Annotated in this window: 18 protein-coding genes; 4 read left to right on the forward strand and 14 right to left on the reverse strand. The window is 63.7% G+C overall.

The window, feature by feature from the left end:
* Nucleotides 1-43: 43 nt before the first annotated feature.
* From V5G24_RS17515 to V5G24_RS17540, 6 genes are all read right to left on the reverse strand, one after another.
* Nucleotides 44-373, reverse strand: coding sequence for a hypothetical protein (locus V5G24_RS17515; RefSeq protein WP_394080670.1), 330 nt, complete (start codon nt 371-373; stop codon nt 44-46).
* Entirely contained in the window at nt 373-2,907 is a 2,535-nt protein-coding gene (gene ctaD / locus V5G24_RS17520) for a cytochrome c oxidase subunit I (RefSeq protein ID WP_394080668.1), read from the reverse strand. The genes V5G24_RS17515 and ctaD overlap by 1 nt, the downstream gene beginning before the upstream one ends.
* Nucleotides 2,904-3,869, reverse strand: a complete 966-nt coding sequence (locus V5G24_RS17525) for a cytochrome c oxidase subunit II (protein WP_394080666.1) — start codon at nt 3,867-3,869, stop codon at nt 2,904-2,906. Before V5G24_RS17525 ends, ctaD begins: the two co-directional genes overlap by 4 nt.
* A complete protein-coding gene (locus V5G24_RS17530) occupies nt 3,866-4,990 on the reverse strand; it encodes a c-type cytochrome (protein ID WP_394080664.1) in 1,125 nt (374 codons plus the stop codon). The genes V5G24_RS17525 and V5G24_RS17530 overlap by 4 nt, the downstream gene beginning before the upstream one ends.
* 1 nt (nt 4,991) lies before the next feature.
* Nucleotides 4,992-5,657 (reverse strand): cytochrome c oxidase assembly protein, encoded by a 666-nt coding sequence (locus V5G24_RS17535; protein ID WP_394080662.1) that lies wholly within the window; start codon nt 5,655-5,657, stop codon nt 4,992-4,994.
* 88 nt (nt 5,658-5,745) lie between these two features.
* Nucleotides 5,746-6,762 carry a YihY/virulence factor BrkB family protein gene (locus V5G24_RS17540; RefSeq protein ID WP_394080660.1) on the reverse strand — a complete coding sequence of 339 codons (1,017 nt, stop codon included), beginning with the start codon at nt 6,760-6,762 and terminating at the stop codon, nt 5,746-5,748.
* Between the two features lie 528 nt (nt 6,763-7,290).
* Here V5G24_RS17540 and V5G24_RS17545 point away from each other — a divergent pair.
* The 4 genes from V5G24_RS17545 to V5G24_RS17560 all read left to right on the forward strand — a co-directional run bounded on the left by V5G24_RS17545 (nt 7,291) and on the right by V5G24_RS17560 (nt 11,416).
* On the forward strand, nt 7,291-7,740 hold the full coding sequence (locus V5G24_RS17545) for a DUF2231 domain-containing protein (protein WP_394080658.1): 450 nt from the start codon (nt 7,291-7,293) through the stop codon (nt 7,738-7,740).
* A complete protein-coding gene (locus V5G24_RS17550) occupies nt 7,737-9,089 on the forward strand; it encodes a PQQ-dependent sugar dehydrogenase (protein WP_394080656.1) in 1,353 nt (450 codons plus the stop codon). Before V5G24_RS17545 ends, V5G24_RS17550 begins: the two co-directional genes overlap by 4 nt.
* A 141-nt stretch (nt 9,090-9,230) precedes the next feature.
* On the forward strand, nt 9,231-10,511 hold the full coding sequence (locus V5G24_RS17555) for a cation:proton antiporter (RefSeq protein WP_394080654.1): 1,281 nt from the start codon (nt 9,231-9,233) through the stop codon (nt 10,509-10,511).
* A gap of 182 nt (nt 10,512-10,693) precedes the next feature.
* Nucleotides 10,694-11,416: a DUF4396 domain-containing protein gene (locus V5G24_RS17560; protein ID WP_394080652.1), complete on the forward strand. Its 723-nt coding sequence runs from the start codon at nt 10,694-10,696 to the stop codon at nt 11,414-11,416.
* Between the two features lie 20 nt (nt 11,417-11,436).
* On the opposite strand, the gene pqqE is transcribed toward V5G24_RS17560, so the two are convergent.
* The 8 genes from pqqE to dctP all read right to left on the reverse strand — a co-directional run bounded on the left by pqqE (nt 11,437) and on the right by dctP (nt 17,672).
* The gene (gene pqqE / locus V5G24_RS17565; protein ID WP_394080650.1) at nt 11,437-12,516 is read right to left on the reverse strand and encodes a pyrroloquinoline quinone biosynthesis protein PqqE; all 1,080 of its coding nucleotides are present in this window, start codon (nt 12,514-12,516) and stop codon (nt 11,437-11,439) included.
* Nucleotides 12,513-12,791, reverse strand: a complete 279-nt coding sequence (gene pqqD / locus V5G24_RS17570; protein WP_394080648.1) for a pyrroloquinoline quinone biosynthesis peptide chaperone PqqD — start codon at nt 12,789-12,791, stop codon at nt 12,513-12,515. The genes pqqE and pqqD overlap by 4 nt, the downstream gene beginning before the upstream one ends.
* The gene (gene pqqC, locus V5G24_RS17575) at nt 12,788-13,498 is read right to left on the reverse strand and encodes a pyrroloquinoline-quinone synthase PqqC (protein ID WP_394080646.1); all 711 of its coding nucleotides are present in this window, start codon (nt 13,496-13,498) and stop codon (nt 12,788-12,790) included. Before pqqC ends, pqqD begins: the two co-directional genes overlap by 4 nt.
* The gene (gene pqqB / locus V5G24_RS17580) at nt 13,495-14,379 is read right to left on the reverse strand and encodes a pyrroloquinoline quinone biosynthesis protein PqqB (protein ID WP_394080644.1); all 885 of its coding nucleotides are present in this window, start codon (nt 14,377-14,379) and stop codon (nt 13,495-13,497) included. The genes pqqC and pqqB overlap by 4 nt, the downstream gene beginning before the upstream one ends.
* A gap of 10 nt (nt 14,380-14,389) precedes the next feature.
* Nucleotides 14,390-14,494, reverse strand: coding sequence for a pyrroloquinoline quinone precursor peptide PqqA (gene pqqA / locus V5G24_RS17585; RefSeq protein ID WP_394080642.1), 105 nt, complete (start codon nt 14,492-14,494; stop codon nt 14,390-14,392).
* 300 nt (nt 14,495-14,794) lie between these two features.
* The gene (locus V5G24_RS17590; protein WP_394080640.1) at nt 14,795-16,078 is read right to left on the reverse strand and encodes a TRAP transporter large permease; all 1,284 of its coding nucleotides are present in this window, start codon (nt 16,076-16,078) and stop codon (nt 14,795-14,797) included.
* Nucleotides 16,075-16,644: a TRAP transporter small permease gene (locus V5G24_RS17595; protein ID WP_394080638.1), complete on the reverse strand. Its 570-nt coding sequence runs from the start codon at nt 16,642-16,644 to the stop codon at nt 16,075-16,077. The genes V5G24_RS17590 and V5G24_RS17595 overlap by 4 nt, the downstream gene beginning before the upstream one ends.
* A gap of 11 nt (nt 16,645-16,655) precedes the next feature.
* Nucleotides 16,656-17,672 carry a TRAP transporter substrate-binding protein DctP gene (gene dctP / locus V5G24_RS17600; RefSeq protein ID WP_394080636.1) on the reverse strand — a complete coding sequence of 339 codons (1,017 nt, stop codon included), beginning with the start codon at nt 17,670-17,672 and terminating at the stop codon, nt 16,656-16,658.
* Nucleotides 17,673-17,705 lie beyond the last annotated feature (33 nt).

Here is a 17,705-nt window from a genome sequence, read left to right on the forward strand (position 1 = left end):
CCGGATGGCGGGCCTTTGTAAGCACGGGCACCGCCGCCGGTGGTTAAACCGGCAAGGTACAGGATGCGAGCAGAAGCGCGGGACTTCCCGTCCAGACGACGGCGAGAAGGGCCAGAAGGTCGAGCCCCGTGCCCACATCCCGGAGGAAGTCACTCGTTGTGCCGGAAGATCGCCGCGCGCGATATCGCAGGATCAGGCGCACCACCAGCAGCGCCGCCGCGATTCCAGTTGTCACGAGGACCAGCACGTGATGCGCGTCCGCACCGCCGCCGCGGCTGCAGAAGAGGGATTCCGTCGCATAGACGATCAGGAATTGTGCGGCCCAGATCGCAGGGCCCGCCACCAATTGCACCATGGCGGAACTCTCGCGCATCACCCGCCTCCCACGAGACGCGGAAAGCCGTGGGTGAGCAGCAGGCCGATCAGCCCCTGGGCGATGGCGTAGACCCAAAGCAGGCTTAAGTTGTCGAGCACCACCCGCCGCGCCGCATCGAGTCGCCCCGCGATCAACCGCGCGCAGGCAAAGAGGCTGATCACGACCACGCCGGCGACGATCTGCAATTGCAGCAAGGATGCGGTGACGGTGAGCGCGCCGAAGGCGTTGGCGTCCGGGCGAAATCCCCTCTGCCAGAATGGCAGCCCGCCCATCAGCAGCGCACCCGACAAGGCGGCGCACCCCAGCAGCAGCCCCGCTGCCACAACCATCCGTCCGCCCCGGCCCGAGCGCAGCGCGGCATGGGCCGCTGCGAGCAGGAGACCGCTCGCGATCAGCAGGCCGGCCGCCAGCCACGGGGGAGCGGGCATCTGGGTTGCGGACGGCCAGCCCTGGGGAGCGACGGTCCAGATGAAGAGATAGGCGAAGATGTAGGACAGATAGAGCGCCCCCGCGACCAGCATCACCACCACCATCGCCCACCAGGAAGGCGAGAGGGCGCCGGTCGCGTAAGTGGGAACGCGCAGTCCGCCCCCGATGTCCTTGTCGCCCGCCGGCGCGGGATCGGCATCCCACATCCAGGCCACCATCATGACCACCGCGAGCACGCCGCAGATGAGCGCGATGGTCACCAGCTTGGCGGTGAGCAGCAGGAAAAAGGCGGCGGTGAAGGCGGCGGCGAGCAGATGCGCCCATCCGGGGCCGGGCAGTCGCATCAGGAATTGCGGGCGGGCCTCCACAGGGGATGTCACGAGGGTTTCCCGTCGCCCTGTGGCGGTGCCCGGAAGGTAATGCCGCCCCTCCTCCACCGCAACGGCAAGTCCCGGCTGCTCCCAGAGCGGATATCGGCTCGAGACCAAAGGCACGCTGCGAGCGGAATAGACGCCGTTCGGAAGCCATTCGAGCGTCCCAGCATTCCAGATGTTTCCGGCGGGAGTACCATTCGTCAATCGCATGTTGCGGATGAGATCGAGCAGGAACACGGCAACGCCGGACGCCAGCAGGAACGCGCCGATGGTGGATGCGAGATTGTAGCCATCCCATCCCAGCCCCGCCGGATAGGTATAGACGCGTCGCGGCATGCCGAGCAGGCCGGCAAGGTGCATCGGAAAGAAGGTCGTGTTGAATCCAATGAACATCAGCCAGAACGCCCACTTGCCCAGTCGTTCCGACAACGGTTTGCGGCTGAAGGCGGGCGTCCAGTAATAAAAGCCCGCGAACATGGGAAATACCATACCGCCCACCAGCACATAGTGAAAGTGCGCCACCACGAAATAGGTATCGTGCACCTGCCAGTCAAACGGCACCATGGCCACCATGACGCCGGTCAACCCGCCTAAAGTGAAGATGGCGAGGAAGCCCAGCACGAACAGCGAAGCCGCCGTTACTTTCAACCGTCCCGCCGCAAACGTCGCGATCCAGGCGAAGACCTGGATGCCACTTGGGATCGAGACCGCCATGCTCGCCGCCGAAAAGAAGCCAAGCGACATGGTGGGGATGCCAGTGGTGAACATGTGATGCACCCACAGCCCGAAAGAAAAGAAGCCGGTGGCGATCAGCGCCACCACGATCATGCGATGGGCGATCAGCGGTGTTCCGGCCATGGTCGGCACGATCATCGACAGCATGCCGGCGGCGGGCAGGAAGATGATATAGACTTCCGGGTGGCCGAAGAACCAGAACAAATGCTGCCATAACAAGGGATCGCCGCCCTTCGCGGCGATGAAGAAAGGCCAGCCGAACGCACGTTCAAGTTCCAGCAAGAACGTGGCAAGTATGACGGCGGGGAAGGCGAAGACGATCATCCCGGCGAAGATCAGCATGGTCCAGGCGAATACCGGCATCTTGTCCAGCGTCATGCCCGGTGCCCGGGTGCGCAGCACGCCGACGATGATCTCGATCGCGCCCGCGATCGCGGAAATCTCGATGAAGCCGATGCCCAGCAGCCAGAAATCGGCGCCTATGCCGGGCGAATAGGCGGTGCTGGTGAGCGGCGGATACATGAACCAGCCGCCGCTCGGCGCAAGATCGAAAAACAACGTCGAGAAGAATACCAGTCCGCCGATGAAATAGGCCCAGAATGCGAACGCGCCGAGCCGCGGAAAGGGCAGATCCCGGGCACCCAGCATCTGGGGCAGCAGGAGAACTCCGAGGGCCTCCACCACCGGCACGGCGAACAGGAACATCATCACCGTGCCGTGCATGGTGAAGACCTGGTTATAGGTCTCCTGGCTCAGGAAGGTGTTCTGCGGCACCGCGAGCTGGGTGCGCATGAGCAAGCCGAGGATGCCGGCCAAGAGGAAGAACAGGAACGCGGTGCCGATGTAGAAATAGCCGATGACCGTGTTGTTCACCGCGCTCAAGATCCGCCAGCCACCGGGCGTGGCCCATATGCGCTTGAGCTGCGGCAATTCCTCGGCCGGGCGAGGCAGGGCGTTGGGAAGCGGCCCGGAGGGCAAGCTGGCGTCGGTCATCGCAACCCCGAGAGATAGGCCGAGAGCGCCGCAAGATCGGCGTCGGCGAGAAAGCCAAAGGGCGGCATGCCGGCGCCGGGCTTGAAATGCTGGGCATCGGCGATGAAGCGGGAGAGGTTTTCGGGCGTCTGGGGCAACATGGCCGCGCCAATGAAGCGGCGCGCGCCGACGCGGGTCAGATCGGGGCCGATGGTGCCGGTCGCGGCGGTCCCGGCGATGCGGTGGCAGGCACCGCATCCCGTGGCCTGGAACAGGGCGGCGCCCCGCCCCGCGGTGGCCGGCGCGGGCATCGCGGCCGCCGCGAGCCAGGCTGCAAATTCGGCTCCCGGCATCGCGATCACCTCGAACGCCATCCAGGCGTGCGCGCCGCCGCAATATTCCGCGCACTGGCCGCGATAAATGCCCGGCCGCGCCGCCGAGAGCCGAAGGCGATGGGTTCGGCCCGGGATCATGTCGAGCTTGCCCGCCAACGCCGGCACCCAGAACGAATGGATCACGTCGCCGGAATGCAGTTCCAGCTCCACCTCCCGCCCCACCGGGATGCGGATCTCGTTGGCGGATTCTACGGCCGCGCCATCCGCGCGCGCATAGCTGACGCGCCACCACCATTGCTCCGCCGTGACCACGATGCGTGCCGCCGGCGCACCGCCTGGCGCGCTGGACTTGGCCATCACCCAGAGGCCATAGGTGAGCAGCGCACTCAGCGTCACCACCGGAACCGCGATGCCGGCGAGGACCACCATGCGCGGCGCACGCAGCACCGTCCTTGCGCCCTCCGGGCCGCGAATGGCGAGCCACGCGGTCAGAGCGACCAGCAGCAGGATAATCGCGGCCCCGGCGAATAAGGTGAGCGACAGCAGATGGATACGCGCCGCTTCCTCACCAGCCGGATGGAGCGCGGATTGGGATTGCCCGCACGCCGCGAGCAGAAGCAGGAGGCAGAATGCGAACCGCGCCTTCATGGCCCGTCCGCCCGGGCTTGGGCCGCATGCGGCGCCTGTTGCGCGAAAAAGGCGGCGAGCGCCCTTGCCTGTTCCTCGCTCAACCGCCGGGCGATGGGCGCCATGACGCGGTCCAGCGCATCCCCGCGCGCCTGCGCGCCGTGCCGCCAGCCGTCAAGTCGCCCCTCGATATAGCGGGCACTCTGCCCGGCCAGACGCGGATAGAGCGGGAGCGCTTGCGGGCCGTGGCAGGAAAGGCACGCGGGAATGCGCGCGGCCGCATCACCGTGCTCGGCCAGCACGCGGCCGGCTTCGACGAGGGGCATCTGATCCGGCGTCGGCGGTTGCGGCACGGGCGGTGCAATGGCCGCGTAATAAGCAGCCAATTGGTCCAATTGGCGAGGCGAGAGCCCGTCCACCGCGACTTGCATCACGCCGCTCGGGCGGGTTCGCTGGGCATAGGAGCGGAGCGCCGCACGCAGCATCGCCTCCGGCTGGCCGTACAGGATCGGCACCAGCGCGCTTGAAGGCACCTGTCCTTGCGCGCCGTGACAGCGGGCGCAAGCCGCCACGCCGTCCGGGAGATTGCGTCCCGAGCCGGAGGCCGTTCCGTCGGCGGCGGACATGGTTGCGCCTCCACGGGCAAGCGCCTGGTAGGCGGCTGCGTCGAGGCGATGCATGTGCCGCACGAAGGCGGTGACCGCCCATATTTCCCGCTCGGTGCCACGGCTCGGCCATGCCGGCATCCCGGTATATTTGATGCCGTGCCGGATGATCCGGAACAGCTCCGCATCGCTCCACGCATCGACGCGCGTGCGCAGGTCCGGCGGGGTTGGCAGCATGCCTCCGACAAAGGCGGGCACCGGCGTTCCGGGCGCCCCGTGGCACGGCGCGCAAGCGGCATAAAAATGCCCCGCACCGAGGCGGATCAGGTCGGGATCGTCAAGGCGCGGCGGCGTTTCGTTGGCGCGCACGGAAACGGAGCGTTCCAGACCGAAGCGCAGGAGGATTTCTGTGATCCGCCAATGCCCTTCACTGGCGGCGATGTTGTAGGCTCCCGTGACCGCGACGAGCAGAAGCCCCGAACCGAGCAGGGCACCGGCCAAGGCGACGGCGATGAGGGAGCGCCTGGCCTCACCCATATCAACCGTGCCGCACCGGCGCGGCGGCGCGCGGAGCGGCGGCGTCTTCGAGCGCGGCGGCGGCGAGAACGACCGCCGCCGTGACATAGCTGAGGGGGCACGCGGTGATCATAAGAAGGCCGGCGAGCTGCTGGTCTTCCAATGTGGATGGCCCCGCAGTGCAGAAGGCAAACGCAAAGCCGGGCAGGCCGTAGAGATCGCGGGTGGCGAAGATGAGGAGACCGCCCAGCAGGCAGGCGAGCTTGCCCGTCACCAGCAGACCGGCAATCGCGCCCCAGCGCCTTTCCCGCGAGGCGGAGAGCACAGCGGACCAAAACAAAAAGGCGACCGCCGCCAGCGCCAGGGTCGCGCCAAGCTGGAGACCCGGCTGCTGGGAGATCGCGCGCGCGACGGGAGGCGCATGGTTGGTCCAGAGCAGCGCCATCTGCGCGCCGCCGAACAGCCAGAGCGACAGCGGCGGAAAAGCGAGCGATGCAAGCGCCGGCGTGAGCGCCACCGCCAGCAGCGGCGCCGCCACGTTCATGAGGCCGATGTGATGGACCATCTGCAGGGAGATGGGACCGACCTCAACGGGCGTGAGCGCGACAATCCCCGCGAGGACCACGCCGGCGGCGCTCAGGAAGGCGGCCAGGACCGCGGGCGGGGAGTGGCGCAGGGCAAGGGGCATCTGGACCTTGCGAAATGGCTAAGGACCGAGGGCCAATGCTCCAGAGGCCAGGATGTTCCCTAGCGGCAATCAAAATTATCGCGGATACCTATTGCGCGGCGCCCAAGGTGTCGGCCATCCGCGCGCCTCTGGCGCCCATGGGCAAAGGCGGGCCGGTGGTCGTATCGACGGCGGTCTGGTGCTCGATCTCGGCATTGAGCTCGGCCCCGAAGAGGACCATGCTGATGGAGAGCCACATCCAGGTCATGAAGCCCACCACGGCGCCCAGGGATCCGTAGGTTTCGTTGTAAGTGCCGAAGCGGCTGACGTACCAGGAGAAGCCTGCCGACAGCATCAGCCAGAGAACCGCCGCGACGAGGCTGCCCAGGCTGACCCATTTCCAACGCGCCCGAGACCGGCACGGACCGTATCGATAGATGACCGTGATCACCGCGGCGACAAGGACGGCGAGCGCCGGCCAGCGCAGGAGTGAAATCAGCCACTCGGTTCCCGTTTCGAGATACACCACCTTCAGCAGCATCGGCAGCGCCACCACCGTGGCCGTCGCAATACCCGCGAAGACGATGGCAGTGCAGGTAAAGCCAAGGGTGAGGAGCGTGAGCATGACGAAAGATCTGCGCTCCTCTTCCTGATAGGCCACGTTCAGCGCTTCGATCATCGCCTTGGTGCCGGCGTTTGCGCTCCAGAGCGCGATCAGAAGGCTGAAGGCGAAGCCGAAGCTCAGCGTGGAGGATCCCTGCGCGATCACCCGCAACGCTTGGTTCCGCATCACTTCTATGGCCCCAGATGGCAGCACCCAGGATGCCGCTTGCAGTTGCTCCTGAAGCCCGGATGGGTCCAGCACCAATCCATAAAGCGAGATCAAGGCGCTTATCGAAGGGAAGACGGCCAGCAGCGCATAAAAGGTCACGCCGGCGGCCACGCTGAGCACCCGGTCGGCGAAGAACGCCTTCAACACGCGCAGACAGATATCGCGCCACCCGCGCAAGGGAATCTGCGTCGGGAACGCTGCGTCGCGCCCACGGTCGGGTTCGAACCTCACGGCCCGCATTTCAGCATCACCGTTCATTGCCCTATCAATGAAATCCCGACGTCCCTGGCTCATCCGGCCGCTTCCCCGCCTTGGCGCCAACATGACGGCTCCGGCGATCGCTCCCCAGAACAACAGATTCCCAGCCATTCGCGCCCAGTGCGTCCGCTCCATCCCGACCTCCCTCTGGTGCCGTCACACAACATGGGCGGCGGGATAACGGTTTCGCATCTTGCTTGGGACGAGACGATTTCTTGGCGCCGACATGGCTCCCCGTTTGACGCGGAAAGCCGTGTACCGAGGTCGCATTCTGCCGCTGCGCCCACGGTCATTTTTCGAGGTTGGCCCGGAGCGGGAACGCTCCGCCGGGCCAACCCAGGCACAAGATAAAGTTACTCGCGGCGCATGAACATTTTGTCCTCTCTCGGATTGGGTTCGCACGAGGGTCGTCCAGCAAGACGGGCACAGACGATGCGGCAGGTTCTTCCGGTCTAGCAATGCCGCTAATCGCCAAGACGAGCCGGCTCGCCCCGGGCGGAAAAGCCCTCGCAGGATCGCAACAAGCGGCAACAAGGAGCTTCCTCTATGCCCGGAGTTACCTCCATGCCGATGGAACATGCTCGCGCATGGCCCATCTCCTCCCCGCCCATCCATCCCTTCCTCGCCTGCATCCTGGCGACATGCTTCACCGGCGCGTTCCTCACCGATCTCGCCTATTGGCGCACGGCCGTGATGATATGGGCAGATTTTTCGGCCTGGATGATCACCGCCGGCGTGATCCTCGCGTGGCTCTTCGCCATCGCGGGCGTGGCCGAGTTGATCATGCGCCCGTCCGTGCGACAGCGACCATGGATAACGCCTTATGCCCTGGGTAGCTTGATCGTGTTGCTCATTGCGACCTTCAACATGCTGATCCATTCGCGCGACACCTGGGTCTCCGTCGTGCCGACCGGCGTCGCGCTGTCGGGCCTGACCGTGCTGGCCCTGATCGTCACCGCATGGTTTGCGGCCCTGATCATCTTTCCCCCTCGCCCGGGAGTAACCTACCAATGACCAGAAAATTCATTTCCAATGGCGCATGGGCAGGTCTCGCACTTCTGTCCGCGGTCACCCTCGCCGGGGCGGGATACGCTCAGGAAAATGCCGACGCCCAGGCGCAGATTGGCCCCAATCCTCACCTTCCAGAGCCGCGCCAGGCCCTGTTTCCAACCATGCACCTTGCAGAGGTGATCGGCTGGAAGGATGGTGAGACTCCGACCGCGGCGGCGGGGCTCAGGGTTGCGGCGCTGGCCACCGGACTTCAACATCCCCGTTCGCTCTACGTGCTGCCAAACGGGGATATTCTCGTCGTGGAATCCAAGGCGCCGGGGGGCGAGCCGATCAAGCGCCCCAAGGATCTGGTGATGGGCTGGGTCGAAAACTGGGTCACCTCTGGTGGCGACACCGGGGAAAGTAATCGCATCACCCTGCTGCGGGACACTGACGGTGATGGCAAGCCGGATATGCGTACGGTCTTTCTCGACCATCTCCACTCCCCCTTTGGTGTCGCATTGGTCGGCAATGACCTCTATGTCGCCAATACTGACGCGATCGTGCGCTATCCTTACACACCGGGCGACACCAAGATTACCGCCCCCGGCACGGTGCTGACCCAATTGCCCGGCGGCCCCATCGACCATCATTGGACCAAGAGCCTCGTTGCCAGCGCTGACGGCACGCGGCTCTATGTGGGCGTCGGCTCCAACAGCAACATCACGGAAAACGGAATGGAGGCAGAGAAGAACCGCGCCGCGATCCTTGAGGTTGACCGGGCAAGCGGCCGGTGGCGCATTTTCGCAAGCGGCCTGCGCAATCCCAACGGCTTGAGCTGGGAGCCGGAAACCGGTGCCCTCTGGGCGGTGGTGAACGAGCGCGACGAACTCGGGCCCGACCTGGTGCCGGATTATCTGACCTCGGTGAAGGACGGCGCTTTCTATGGCTGGCCCTACAGCTATTGGGGTCAGCACCTCGATCCGCGGGTCAAGCCGCAGCGCCCAGACCTGGTGGAAAAGGCCATCATGCCCGACTATTCCCTCGGCTCCCACGTGGCGCCCTTAGGGCTTGCTTTCTATACCGGCGATGCACTGCCGCAGAAATACCTTGGAGGCGCGTTCGTCGGTGAGCACGGGAGCTGGAACCGGGAGAACTTCCATGGCTACAAGGTCGTGTTCGTGCCGTTTGCCGGTGGGATGCCCAACGGCAAGGCCGAAGATGTCGTCACCGGCTTTCTCACCGATGATGGAAAAGCTCGCGGGCGGCCGGTGGGCCTCGCCATCGACAAAACCGGCGCCCTGCTGATTGCCGACGATGTGGGCAACACCGTGTGGCGCGTCAGCGCCAGCGCAGCGGCCGCCGGTCTCTGACGGATCCCGCCGAACCTGCTGTCCAAAGAGCACATTCACGCGTCCCAGCAGGATGCGTGAATGTGTTTAAACTGCCTGTAGCTAAATAGCTGAGAGACGCAGGGGGTCTCCTGTCCAGGCAGTGGTTTGACGAGAGAACCCATGCTCTCATTATTCGAACTCCTGGCTGGCCTGCTCACGGTGACTGCCGCCTTTGCGTGGCTCAATCACCAGGTGCTTCGGCTGCCGGAGAATATTGGCTTGTTGGTGATGGGGCTTGGCGCATCGCTGTTGCTGATCGCCATCGAGGTCCTGTTTCCCGACACACACCTCTACGCCACCCTTGCCGGAAACCTGCAGCAGATCGATTTCTACGAGGCCGTCATGCACGGCATGCTGGCCTTCCTGCTATTTGCGGGCGCGCTGCACGTGGATTTCGCGCGATTGCGGCGGCGTGCCCTGGTGGTGGGAGCCCTCGCGACGCTTGGCGTCGCACTGTCCACCCTCATCATCGCGACGGGGCTATGGCTCGCCACCGAAGCGCTCGGCGCTCCGGTTAGCTTCGCCTGGTCGCTTGTGTTCGGCGCATTGATCGCACCGACCGATCCCGTCGCGGTACTCTCGACGCTGCGCTCCGTCGATGTTCCCGAGAAGCTCGAGACCGACATGAGCGGCGAAGCCCTTTTCAACGACGGCATCGCGGTCGTGGTCTTCACCATCACACTCCAGATGGCCACCGGCAGCGAGAACGCTTCCAGTATCTCCCATATTCTGCAATTGCTTGTCCTGGAAGCTGGCGGTGGTGCCCTCCTTGGCCTGGCGACGGGCTTTGTCGCCTACCGGGCCATGAGGGCCATCGACGACTATTCGATCGAGGTGATGATCTCGCTGGCGCTGGTCACCTCCACTTACGCGCTGGCCGACGCGTTCCACATGAGCGGACCCATTTCTGTCGTGGTCGCCGGCGTCCTCATCGGAAATCGTGGCGCCGCCTATGCGATGAGTGACCGCACGAAGCGCTATGTCTTCGGCTTCTGGACACTGGTGGACGATATTCTCAATGCCGTGCTGTTTTTGCTGATCGGGCTCGAGGTGCTGGTGCTGGGCTTCAATGCGGCGCTGATCTGGGTGGGCATTATCGCGGTCCCTCTGGTGGTGGCGGCCCGCTTCGTCTCCGTGGCGGTTTCCATCTCGCTCCTCGCCCGCTGGCAGAGCTTCGCGCGGGGCACGCTCGCCGTACTCACCTGGGGTGGCGTTCGCGGGGGCATCTCGGTGGCGCTCGCCCTCTCGCTGACGGGCACGCCCGCCCGATCACCTCTGCTCGCCGCCACTTACGCCGTGGTCCTGTTCACCATCCTGGTACAGGGCCTCACCCTCGGGTGGGTGGTGCGCAAGACCGTTTTGGACGAAAAGGAAACGCGCGGCGGTCAATCGGCGGAATAAACCCTTCCGCTCCAGCGCGTCAGCAGCAAATGCCTTAAATGGCCGAATGGCACGGAACCGACCCGCTGAGCCCCGGTTGCTTTCAAAGATCGCCGATCATGTGAACGGCGCGCGTTCCCATTGGGAACGGACCGGCACAGGAACGCGCGCTATCCTCTGACCTTTTGACCATGAGGCCCGACATGGTTCCACCCTGGCTTCATATACTCGCCTGGGCTTCTCTCGTCTTGGCAATCGGCACCTCAGCCTGGATCATCCTGGACGAGTGGCGGAACCCGCAGCCCATGTGGATCATGAATGTGGTGTGGCCCGTGACGGCCTTGTTCGGAAGCGTGATCACGCTGGTGGGATATCTGCGATACGGTCGTGTTGCGACCCGCTCCAGCACTGAGGGCGAGGAGAGACCGCCATCGAAGACCGAAACGCCCTTTCCGGTCATGGTTGCGAAAGGCGCGAGCCATTGCGGAAGCGGCTGCATGCTGGGCGACATTCTCGCTGAATGGCTGGCCTTCCTGGTCCCTGCCGTCGCGGTCTGGCTGGGCTGGCAGACCCTCTTCTCGGAAAAGATCTTTGCCGTTTGGATACTTGATTTTATCTTCGCCTACATCCTCGGAGTCGCCTTTCAATATTTCACCATCAAGCCCATGCGCCAGTTGAGTGTGGGTGCGGGGCTCGTTCAGGCGGTGAAGGCGGACACCCTGTCGCTGACGTCTTGGCAGATCGGCATGTACGGTTTTATGGCTTTCGCGCAATTCGTTATTTTTCGCAGGCTCCTCGGCACGCGGCTGGAGGTGCCTACGGCAGAGTTCTGGTTTATGATGCAGATCGCCATGATCTGCGGTTTCATCACCAGCTATCCGGTGAATTGGTGGCTTCTGCGGCATGGAATAAAAGAGAAGATGTGAGAATTCACCGCCCATCTGGATCATCTGCGGAAGTGGTATTCTCCCGAATTTCCGCCGACCTCGCGCGCGAGGGCTTGATCAACTTTCGGACGATCGGGTGAGTAACGGCAGACCGGGTCCGTGGCCTGCGGGCGACCGGCGATTGCCATGGACTGGCACCTGCAGCCGCCGAAGTCCACCTCCTGCCTCGGGCAGGAACGACACGGCTCTTCCATCCATGACGTGCCGCGGAAGGCATTGAAGGCGGGAGAGTGGTGCCAGATGTCGGACAGGGAATGATCGGCGACCGACCAGAACTCCAAGCCCGGCAGCGTTTCGGCCGCGTGGCACGGCAGGGCCTTGCCGGACGGTGTGATGTTCAGGGTGCGCCGGCCCCAGCCGCCCATGCACGCCTTGGGATAGCTGGCATGATAATCGGGCAGCACATGGTCCACGGCGATGATCCCGGCGAAGCGTTCGCGCAGCGCCTCGGCGGCGGCTATGGCGTCCCGCGCCGCGCTGGCGTCAGCTTGTAACATGGGCCGGTTGAGAAGAGCCCAGCCATAATATTGTGCGTGCGCCAGTTCCACCCTGCGCGCACCCATCTCCACCGCCAGCGTAATCAGCCCCTCCACTTGGTCGAGATTGGCCCGGTGCAGCACGACATTGACCGTGAGCGGCAGCCCCGCCGCCACCACATGCCCGGCGATTTCGCGCTTGCGGGCAAAGGCGCCATCATATCCGGCAATCGCGTCCGCGCGGGCCGCATCCGCCGCCTGCACAGAGAGCTGTACATGGTCCAGCCCGGCATCGGACAATTGAGAAACTCGTGCAACCGTAAGGCCAACTGCAGAGGTAATGAGATTGGAATAGAGGCCGAGGCGCGTGCAGTGGGCAACCAATGTCACGAGGTCGGAACGGGCCGCAGGTTCTCCGCCCGAAAGGTGGATGTGAACCACGCCCAGGTCCGCCGCCTCGGAGAGGACCCGGCACCAGGCTTGCGTATCGAGCTCGGCTGCCTTTGGTGTGAGCGATTGGGGGTTCGAGCAATAAGGGCACCCGAGCGGGCAGCGGTGGGTCAGCTCGGCCAGAAGTCCGAGGGGCGGCGCAATATCGCTCATAGATCCAACAGCCGCTTGTCGCGCAAAGCCCTGAGAAGACCTCCCGCCTCGCCGGTGATGCGGGCGCGGTCACCACCATGACGGGTCGCAAGGACATCCACCATCTCGGCAAAGGTAAGCCCGCCATCGCACAGCTTCAGGATCTCGGCGGCGCTGCCATTTGCCTCAAAGACCGTTTCCGGCGCCAGGAGCAGCCATCCCCGATGGGGATCCTCTCGCAGGCGTACGCCGCGCGGCAGCCGGGGCCGGGCATCCGATGCAAGGGGCATCTTCATGGCTGCCACGCTCCCGGCGGCGGCCGGTCCTCCACATAGGCGAGCCAGAGCGCATCCAGCTGCGCCCAAAGGACGTCCGTCTTGAAACGCAGGGCGGCGAGCGCTGCCTGCTGCGTGGTTTCGCAGGAGGCGTGCTCAAGCACATAGCCCAGCGCGAATTCGGAATCGCGGCTCGCCTGCGGTGGACGTGACGTGAAATAGGCCAGCGCGCGCCCATCGACGAAATCATAATGGCGCAGCATGCCCGCCATGCGCTCTTCGATAATGGCGGGAGAGAACAGCTCCGTCAGGGAAGAAGCGATGGCCTCCAGAAGGGAGCGCGTGCGGCAGAAGGAGACATAGGCGTCCACCGCGAAACGCGTCATCGGCAGGACGGCACGGGTGGAGACGACGAGGCCGCGGTCGAGGCCGAGGGCGTCCGTTAGCGCAAGCCAGCGGGAAATGCCGCCCGCATCCTCGTCCGTCCCATCATGGTCGCAGATGCGCCGGCGCCATTCCCGGCGCAGGGCGGGATCATTCATTTGGCCGAAGACGGCCGCATCCTTGATGGGGATCATGGATTGATAGAAATAACGATTAAGTGCCCACGCCTGCACCTGCGCCTTGGTGCATTCGCCAGCATGCAGCCGCCGGTGAAAGGGATGGAGGTGATGATAGCGCTCCGCCCCCACCGCGCGCAGAGCCGCTTCGAATTCCGCGAGGGTCACGTGACGAACTCCATGCCGTCATGCGCGATCTCCCAGCCGGCTGCCAGCGCTTGTTCGTGCTCAGAGCTGCCTTCGATCAGAACATGATTGCTGTTGTTGATGTGGACATAGATGCGCCGTCCTATTTTCAGCCCGTGAAAGGCATTCAGCGATCCGTGCGGACCGGTCATTGGAACGTGCCCCATCCGTCCTGCGCTCTTCTGAGACAGCCCCAGACGGATCATCTCGTCATCGGTGAAGGTGGTGCCGTCGAAGAATAGAAAGTCGACGCCTTCGCATATGGCGCGTAACTTATCGGTAATGGTGGCGCAGTTGGGAACGATCAGGCAGGTTTTCAACCCATGACGCACGTGAAGACCGATTGTGGTCGCTTCCGTATCGCACTGGCCCTCAAGATACAGAGGTTCTTTGCCGGGGACTTTCAGTGGAATGACCTTCAGACCGCATATTTCCACCTCGGCTTCCGGTGACAGAACGATGCGATTCACCACATCCCTGGCGAGGGCGTCGAAGACTGGATTGTCGTCAAGAGCGGCATGGGTTTCCGCCGTTGCATACAGCGCGAACCGCTGGCTCTCCCTCATCGATAACAAACCGGCGACGTGATCCAATTCACCATTGGTCAGGACGACGGCCCGGACCGGCGATGAGCGGTTGCCGCTCCGGGGCGCCAAGTGCGGTGTGGACAAAAGCTGCTGCCGCAGATCCGGTGATGCATTCACGAGCACCCAGTCTGCGCCATCCGCACTCGCGGCAAAGCCACACTGCGTGCGTGCGCGAACCCTCGTATCCCCGGCGCGGGCAAGTGCGCACACGGCGCACCGGCAATTCCATTGCGGCACGCCACCGCCCGCGGCCGTTCCCAGTAATAGAATCCGCACCTCGCGGACCTTACTCGTCGCGATCGATCTCCGCGGATTCGTAGCTTGTAACTTCCATTCCGACCGAGGTTTCGAGCAGAACGGGCGTTTCCCAGATGCGTGTATCTGCTTCCATGTTGGGTCTCCTGACGCTGAACCATGAGTTCAACACGAACGTGCCGGCGGGTTTGAATCCGTACGTCCGCTTCCAGAGGCAACGCGCCACGGGAGGGAGGGTTCCTGATCCGATAGGGTTTCTTGTGGCAGAGTTTCTTGTGGCCTCTCTCTCGGCCTGCGAGGTCGGCCTCTTGCTCACGCGCCTCGCATAGCGCGTAAAGCGCTATGCGTTGCGATGCACCTCGCGCCCACTTTGTCGCGGCGCGCTGGCGGAAGTCGAGACGAGCGCACCGAAGCAAGCGACGTGGAAGGGGAGGCGTCAGACGATCAGCCCCGGAATGAGCGCCACCAGCATCAACGCCATGGCCATGATCAGGACGTAGGGCAAGGTTCCGATGATGATCTGCCCCAGCGAAACATCCGGCACCACGCTCTTGACCACGAAAAGGTTGAGTCCCACCGGCGGCGTGATGAGGGCCATCTCCATGTTGATCATCAGGATCACACCGAACCACACCTTGTCCCAGCCAAAATTCTCGATGATCGGGATGATGATGGGTGTGGTGATCACGATGATGGACAGGGTCTCCAGGAAGCAGCCGAGAAAGAGCAGCAGGAGGTTGATAGCGATGAATACCAGCCACGGCGAAATGTCGGCGCCCGCCACCAACCGCGACAGCGTCGGCGCGACGTCGGTGGTGGTCAAGGCGTAGCCAAACAGCATGGCACCGGCGATGATGGTTAGAACCATGATGCTGGCGTGCCCGGTCTCGATCAGAATCTGCCGGCATTTGGCCCAGGTCAACTCGCGATAGAGGACCCCAGCAAGCAAGAAGCTCGCGGCGACCCCGATGGCCGCTGTCTCGGTCGGCGTCGCGATGCCGGTGTAGATGGAGCCAAGAATGATGGCGATGAGCGCTCCGGTCGGCAGAATGTCGACCAGGGCCCGCACCCGATCGGAAGCGGTGACCCGCACCACCACCTGCGGGGACGCCCCTGATCGCGACCGTGCGAGCCACATCTGATAGATGGCGAACATCACCGCAAGGATGAGGCCGGGCAGTATACCGGCCATGAATAGCCTGCCAATGGACGCCTGGGCGATGACACCGTAGACGATCATCGGGATGGAGGGAGGGATGAGTATCCCCAATGTGCCCCCGGCGGCAACGGCTCCGCAGGCGTCGGATTCGCGGTAGCCGAAACGGCGCATCTCGCTTACTGAAAAGCGACCAACGGCGGCGACCGTTGCCACGCTGGATCCGGAGATGGCCGCCATAACCGCGCAGGCGATGGTGGTCGCGATGGCGAGGCCGCCCCACAGGCCAGAGGTCAGGGTGGCGACGGCCGCATAAAGTCGGGATCCCATGCCGGAAGCCGAAATGATGGCCCCCATCAGGATGTAGAGAGGCACCGCCGTCAGCGTGAAATTGGTCACGGAATCCCACACCGTGCTCGACACGAGGCCGAGCGCCGACCAGCCTCCACCACCGGCCAGAAGCAGCGTGACGATGGCGGACGCGAACAACGCGAAGGCGACGGGAACACCCATCAGCATCAAGATGAGCAAGCCCCCGAACATGAAGATCGCGGTCGCGGTCATGGAGAGGCCTCGCTGTTTGGACTGCCGTACTCGGACCGAACCAACTGGGCCAGAACGAGAAGGCGCAGCACCGCGAACACCAGGAGCAGCACGCTGCCGGCGAAAAAGGCGAGATAGGGAATCCACAGCGGAACCGAGAGCATGCTGATCGAGCGCTCGCCACTCACCCAAGTATCAAGCCAGAATTCCCAGCTCAGCCACACCATCGTTCCCGACAGTAGCAACAGCACGAGATTGCTGCCGAGGCGTAGCAGCATCGCCGCGCGCCGCCCAAGGAGGGCGAGGACGAAATCGACCTCCACATGGGCGCTCTGGTAGAGCGCTGCGCCCATGCCGATGAACACGATGTAGCCAATGAGATAGGCCGAGATTTCCTCGACCCAGATCACGGATCGGCCGAGCACCGATCGCATGAAAACCTCATAGCAGACCGCCAGCGCGATCAGGACCGCCGCAAGGCCTGCACTGACGATGATGACCTCAGCCAAAAGCCCTACAGGGGACGAGACATCTCCATTAAGGGGAGCCTCGGCGGAAGCCCCCTCCGCCGCCGGAGGGTCGCTCATAGCCGTATCTTTCACGGGTTCTTGGCCAGCATCTGGCTGAGGATCGACGCCGCCTGCGGGACGTCGACTTTGAATTGCTCGTGGCTGCGCCGGAACAGAGGCTGCCAGCTGTTCCATTCATCCAGAGTCATCTTGGTAACTTTGACACCGTGCTCGGCAAATTCCCGGGCGATCCGCGCGTCCTCCGCCTTGGCTCCGGCAAGGCTTTCCATCTCCAGGCTCGCGCCCACCTCGGACAGGATTTTCTGCTGTTCCGGCGTCAGCTTTTCCCACGTCTTCATGCTGATCGCGATGGGCTCGATGGTGAAATAGACGGAATAGTCCTCGGGCGAAGTATAGGCCTTAGAGACCTCATAGAGACGAAACGCACCGAACGAGGACGAGGAGGTCCACATGGCGTCCAGCAGGCCGAGCTGCATGGCGTTGTAGTTGTCGGAGGATGGCATGGACACGGGCGTCGCACCCGCATCGTGCAACGCGGCTTCCATGTATTTGCCCGCCGCCCGCACTTTCTTACCGTTCACGTCCTTCGGCCCGTGTACCGGCGCTCCGGACGAGGCCACGCCGCCCGAAATCTGGATCCAGGACAGGGTCTTGAACCCGTAAGCCTGCGCCTTGGCCTCAATGTGCTGCCAGGCCGGGGACTTGCGGAATGCGAAAACTTCGTCGTGTGTCTTCCAGATGCCCGGCATCAGGATGAGGTTCATCTCCGGAATAGCACCGGCAGCATAAATGTAGGGATAGACTGAGAGATCCACCGTTCCGGTCTTCAAGGCGATATGGGTGTTGGAGGCCTTCGCGAGGGACTGAGCGGGATAAAAAGTGATCTTGATCTCACCTTTTGAACGCGCCTCCACTTCCCTGGCGAACTTGATCGCGGCCGCCACCACATAATCTTTCTCATCCTGCGGCCATTGATGCGCGAATTTGAGCGTAATCGGCTCGGCCTGCGCCGGAATGGGAACGGCGACGGGAACGGCCATGATCAGCGCCGTGACCACGGCGCTGGCGAGCAATGTCTTCGACATTCTGATCCTCCCACTTGCTAACGCCTGTTTTCG

The sequence above is a fragment of the Roseixanthobacter finlandensis genome, from assembly GCF_043195105.2.
In the GTDB taxonomy this organism is placed as follows: Bacteria; Pseudomonadota; Alphaproteobacteria; order Rhizobiales; family Xanthobacteraceae; genus NCEH01.

Bases quoted from the DNA above. Each gene is read 5' to 3' on its own strand.
- V5G24_RS17515 (WP_394080670.1), bottom strand. From the start codon at position 373: ATGCGCGAGAGTTCCGCCATGGTGCAATTGGTGGCGGGCCCTGCGATC.
- ctaD (WP_394080668.1), bottom strand. From the start codon at position 2,907: ATGACCGACGCCAGCTTGCCCTCCGGGCCGCTTCCCAACGCCCTGCCT.
- V5G24_RS17525 (WP_394080666.1), bottom strand. From the start codon at position 3,869: ATGAAGGCGCGGTTCGCATTCTGCCTCCTGCTTCTGCTCGCGGCGTGC.
- V5G24_RS17530 (WP_394080664.1), bottom strand. From the start codon at position 4,990: ATGGGTGAGGCCAGGCGCTCCCTCATCGCCGTCGCCTTGGCCGGTGCC.
- V5G24_RS17535 (WP_394080662.1), bottom strand. From the start codon at position 5,657: ATGCCCCTTGCCCTGCGCCACTCCCCGCCCGCGGTCCTGGCCGCCTTC.
- V5G24_RS17540 (WP_394080660.1), bottom strand. From the start codon at position 6,762: ATGAGCCAGGGACGTCGGGATTTCATTGATAGGGCAATGAACGGTGAT.
- V5G24_RS17545 (WP_394080658.1), top strand. From the start codon at position 7,291: ATGCCGATGGAACATGCTCGCGCATGGCCCATCTCCTCCCCGCCCATC.
- V5G24_RS17550 (WP_394080656.1), top strand. From the start codon at position 7,737: ATGACCAGAAAATTCATTTCCAATGGCGCATGGGCAGGTCTCGCACTT.
- V5G24_RS17555 (WP_394080654.1), top strand. From the start codon at position 9,231: ATGCTCTCATTATTCGAACTCCTGGCTGGCCTGCTCACGGTGACTGCC.
- V5G24_RS17560 (WP_394080652.1), top strand. From the start codon at position 10,694: ATGGTTCCACCCTGGCTTCATATACTCGCCTGGGCTTCTCTCGTCTTG.
- pqqE (WP_394080650.1), bottom strand. From the start codon at position 12,516: ATGAGCGATATTGCGCCGCCCCTCGGACTTCTGGCCGAGCTGACCCAC.
- pqqD (WP_394080648.1), bottom strand. From the start codon at position 12,791: ATGAAGATGCCCCTTGCATCGGATGCCCGGCCCCGGCTGCCGCGCGGC.
- pqqA (WP_394080642.1), bottom strand. From the start codon at position 14,494: ATGGAAGCAGATACACGCATCTGGGAAACGCCCGTTCTGCTCGAAACC.
- V5G24_RS17590 (WP_394080640.1), bottom strand. From the start codon at position 16,078: ATGACCGCGACCGCGATCTTCATGTTCGGGGGCTTGCTCATCTTGATG.
- V5G24_RS17595 (WP_394080638.1), bottom strand. From the start codon at position 16,644: ATGAGCGACCCTCCGGCGGCGGAGGGGGCTTCCGCCGAGGCTCCCCTT.
- dctP (WP_394080636.1), bottom strand. From the start codon at position 17,672: ATGTCGAAGACATTGCTCGCCAGCGCCGTGGTCACGGCGCTGATCATG.